At 71.5% G+C, this 4,091-nt stretch carries 3 protein-coding genes and 1 pseudogene; 3 read left to right on the forward strand and 1 reads right to left on the reverse strand.

Annotated features, from left to right (window positions below; genetic code table 11):
- A pseudogene (locus AA75_RS52720) lies at positions 1-570 on the reverse strand (peptidase M4 family protein); the annotation flags it as partial.
- A gap of 503 nt (positions 571-1,073) precedes the next feature.
- Here AA75_RS52720 and AA75_RS33430 point away from each other — a divergent pair.
- The 3 genes from AA75_RS33430 (at position 1,074) to AA75_RS33440 (ending at position 3,974) form a co-directional block, all read left to right on the forward strand.
- A complete protein-coding gene (locus tag AA75_RS33430) occupies positions 1,074-1,592 on the forward strand; it encodes a MarR family winged helix-turn-helix transcriptional regulator (protein ID WP_033824102.1) in 519 nt (172 codons plus the stop codon).
- 143 nt (positions 1,593-1,735) lie between these two features.
- Entirely contained in the window at positions 1,736-2,074 is a 339-nt protein-coding gene (locus AA75_RS33435; protein WP_033824103.1) for a DUF3817 domain-containing protein, read from the forward strand.
- A gap of 214 nt (positions 2,075-2,288) precedes the next feature.
- Positions 2,289-3,974: a methylmalonyl-CoA mutase gene (locus tag AA75_RS33440; protein ID WP_033824104.1), complete on the forward strand. Its 1,686-nt coding sequence runs from the start codon at positions 2,289-2,291 to the stop codon at positions 3,972-3,974.
- The last annotated feature ends 117 nt before the right edge of the window (positions 3,975-4,091 follow it).

Raw genomic sequence — 4,091 nt, forward strand, 5'->3', positions numbered from 1 at the left:
CAGGCCCTTGACGGTGGTCTGGTAGGCCAGGCGCGGGGTGCCGGAGGTGGCCCAGACCACCAGTCGGGCGCCGCTCGGGGCCTCGACCGAGACCAGCGCGGGCTCGTCCGCGTCCTTGGTGATCCCGACGGTGGCCTGCACCGCGCCGGCGGCCTTCCCGGCCGCCTGCTCGGCGGAGAGCTTCGGGGTGGCGGTCGCGGGGGCGACCGAGCCCTGGACGGCGCGGTCGACCGACGTCACCGCACCCTTGGCGTCCTGGTGCACGACCACGTCGCCGCCGAGCACCGGCAGGCCGCCCAGGGTGCGCTCGTAGCGCAGGTGGCGGGCGCCGTCCGCGTCGACGACGGCGTCCTTGGCGACCAGCTTCTCCTGGGCGCCGAGACCGAGGGCCTTGGCCGCGGCGGGCGCCTGGGCGTCGGCCAGGGCGATCAGGTCGGCGCGCTGGCCGGCGGCCGGGAGCCCGAAGGCGGTCACCGGCGCGGCCTGGGCGACGCCCGCGCTGACCTGGATCACGCCGGCGAGCAGCGCAGAGGCAGAGAGAACGGCTCCGACTGTCAGCTTTCGCTTCACGTACGGATTCCTTCCGGATCAACCGCGAGTGCGCGGTCGCGCCTCGCTCCGGGGCACCGGACCTGGTGCCTGCTGGGGCGGAACGGACGCTGACGTGCTGCTCCGTGCGGTCAGGGGCATTCGCCGGGGTGGGGGTGGCGATGCTCCAACGGGGCTGGCCAGAAGCATGACAATCAAGCTGATCAAATGACAGGTCTGCAGCAAGAGTTGGCCATGTCCCGCCAGCTCAGACCGCCGGCGCGATCGCGCGGCGGCCGCCCGTCGGACCGGTCAAATGCGGGCAAAGAGCCGTCCTGGGCAGGGGTTTCGGCCCGAACAGTGGCTGAACAGCAGTCGAATTCCGGCAACTCCGTTGACAGAACTGAATATTGCCCGAATATAAACAGCTTTGAATGGGCTGGTTCGGACCAGGAAATTGCTGGCGTGATCCCGCCAAGGGTCGGTCTTGTCCACCATCGTGGACACCTGCTACCCGGCCGCCCGGCCGCCGGTACGGTGGGACGGTGGCCAAGCCCCTCGCACTCGACTTCGACCCGATCGCCCGCGCCGACGAGCTCTGGAAGCGCCGGTGGGGAAGCGTCCCCGCCATGTCGGCGATCACCTCGGTGATGCGCGCGCACCAGATCCTGCTGTCCCGGGTGGACGCGGTGGTGAAACCGTACGGGCTGACCTTCGCCCGCTACGAGGCGCTGGTGCTGCTCACCTTCAGCCGGACCGGGGAGCTCTCGCTCTCCAAGATCGGCGAGCGGCTGATGGTCCACCCCACCAGCGTCACCAACACCGTCGACCGCCTGGAGCGGGCCGGCCTGGTCGCCCGCCGCCCCAATCCGCTGGACGGCCGCGGCGTGCTCGCCTCGATCACCGCGCGCGGCCGCGAGGTGGTGGAGGAGGCCACCCGGGAGCTGATGGCCGTCGACTTCGGCCTGGAGGGGTACGACGAGGACCAGTGCCACCAGGTGTTCGACCTGCTGCGGCCGCTGCGGGTGCGGGCCGGCGACTTCGCCGACCCCGAGCAGGCCTGAGCGCCGCAGCCGCGCACGGGGGTCCGTGCGGGTGTCCGTGCGGGGGCCCGGACGGGGGCGGGCGTGAAGGCGGCTACCCTCGATGCAGCGGTGTGCGGACTCCCGGCGCGCCGCCCGATCGGGCCGAGCGAGGTAGGAAGAACATGAAGGCGACCCCCCTGCTGGGCTGGTACCGGGCCCTGGCGATCGCGACCGGTGTGGCGCTGCTGGTGTTCTGCGGCTTCATGGTGGCGAAGTACGGCTTCTCCACCGCCGAGGACGCCACCACCTACGTGGCGATGCTGCACGGCTACCTCTACATCGGGTACTTCGTGGTGACCTTCCTGCTCGGGCAGAAGCTCCGCTGGCCGCTCGGCCGCCTGGTCTTCACGCTGGCCGCCGGCTGCATCCCGTTCGCCTCCTTCGTGGCGGAGCGCCGGGTGGTCCGCGAGGCCGCCGGCAGCCTGCCCGCCGACGAGGCCCGGCAGCCCGCCGGGGTCTGATCCGCCTGCTCCTCGGGGCGCGCCTCCCGCCGGTCGGGGGGCGCGCCCTTCTCGTGCTCCGGGACCGGCCCGGCCCCCGTTCGGGGCCTTCGGCGGGTCGGGCATCGACAGATACTAGGACGTCCGAGTACTTTGGAACGGCGTCCCACCGGACGTCCTACTGGCCGATCCGCCCCGAGACCCCGGGCGGCCGCACGGAGTGGAGTTCGCAGTCATGGACGCCGACGAGATCGAGGCCGGCCGCCAGCGCTGGCAGCAGCGCTACGACAAGGCCCGCAAGCGCGACGCGGACTTCACCACCCTGAGCGGCGACGAGGTCGAACCGGTCTACGGCCCGGCCGCCGGCCTGCCGTACGAGGGGTTCGAGCGGATCGGCTGGCCCGGCGAGTACCCGTTCACCCGCGGCCTGCACCCCACCGGCTACCGCGGCCGCACCTGGACCATCCGGCAGTTCGCCGGCTTCGGCAACGCCGAGCAGACCAACGAGCGCTACCGGATGATCCTGGAGGCCGGCGGCGGCGGCCTCTCGGTCGCCTTCGACATGCCCACCCTGATGGGCTACGACTCCGACGACGGCCGCTCGCTCGGCGAGGTCGGCCACTGCGGCGTCGCCATCGACTCGGCCGCCGACATGGACATCCTGTTCCGCGGCATCCCGCTCGGCGAGGTCACCACCTCGATGACCATCAGCGGGCCGGCGGTGCCGGTCTTCTGCATGTACCTGGTCGCGGCCGAACGCCAGGGCACCGACCCCGGCGTGCTCAACGGCACCCTGCAGACCGACATCTTCAAGGAGTACATCGCCCAGAAGGAGTGGCTGTTCGCCCCCGAGCCGCACCTGCGGCTGATCGGCGACCTGATGGAGTACTGCCAGGCCAACATCCCGGCGTACAAGCCGCTCTCGGTCTCCGGCTACCACATCCGCGAGGCCGGGGCGACGGCCGCGCAGGAGCTGGCGTACACCCTCGCGGACGGCTTCGGCTACGTCGAGCTCGGCCTCTCCCGCGGCATGGACGTGGACGACTTCGCGTCCGGGCTGTCCTTCTTCTTCGACGCCCACCTGGACTTCTTCGAGGAGATCGCCAAGTTCCGGGCCGCCCGGCGGATCTGGGCCCGCTGGATGCGCGACCACTTCGGCGCCAAGACCGACAAGGCGCAGTGGCTGCGCTTCCACACCCAGACCGCCGGGGTGTCGCTCACCGCGCAGCAGCCGTACAACAACGTGGTGCGCACCGCCGTCGAGGCGCTGTCCGCGGTGCTCGGCGGCACCAACTCGCTGCACACCAACGCCCTCGACGAGACCCTGGCGCTGCCCTCCGAGCAGGCCGCGGAGATCGCCCTGCGGACCCAGCAGGTGCTCATGGAGGAGACCGGCGTCACCAACGTCGCGGACCCGCTCGGCGGCTCCTGGTACGTCGAGGCGCTCACCGACCGGATCGAGGCGCAGGCCGAGGAGATCTTCCAGCGGATCCTCGACAAGGGCCGCGCCGACCACCCGATCGGGCCGATCACCTCCGGCATCCTGCGCGGCATCGAGGAGGGGTACTTCACCGGCGAGATCGCCGAGGCCGCCTTCCAGTACCAGCGCTCGCTGGAGAAGGGCGACAAGCGGGTCGTCGGCGTCAACTGCCACCCTGGCAGCGTCACCAAGGAACTGGAGATCCTCCGGGTCAGCCACGAGGTCGAACGCGAGCAGGTCCGGGTGCTCGGCACCCGCAAGGCCGCCCGCGACGACGCCGCCGTCAAGGCCGGCCTCGCCGACATGCTCGCCGCGGCCCGCTCGGGCGAGAACATGATCCCCCCGATGCTGCGCGCGGTACGGGCCGAGGCGACCCTGGGCGAGATCTGCCACGCCCTCCGCGACGAGTGGGGCATCTACCGCGAGAACGCCTCCTTCTGACCACGGAAAGTGCCGTCAGGGGCGCTATTCAGGGGTGCGGGGAACTGCGCGAGGGCGGGAGGGCACTGGGCTTCAGGCGGCTTCGGACGGTTCCATGCGGGGCCGTTCCGGGCTGTG

The organism is Kitasatospora sp. MBT63 (assembly GCF_000710465.2).
Lineage (GTDB): Bacteria > Actinomycetota > Actinomycetes > Streptomycetales > Streptomycetaceae > Kitasatospora.

What these genes read in the sequence shown, in the direction of transcription:
- AA75_RS33435 (WP_033824103.1), top strand. Translation starts at nt 1,736, where the DNA reads ATGAAGGCGACCCCCCTGCTGGGCTGGTACCGGGCCCTGGCGATCGCG.
- AA75_RS33440 (WP_033824104.1), top strand. Translation starts at nt 2,289, where the DNA reads ATGGACGCCGACGAGATCGAGGCCGGCCGCCAGCGCTGGCAGCAGCGC.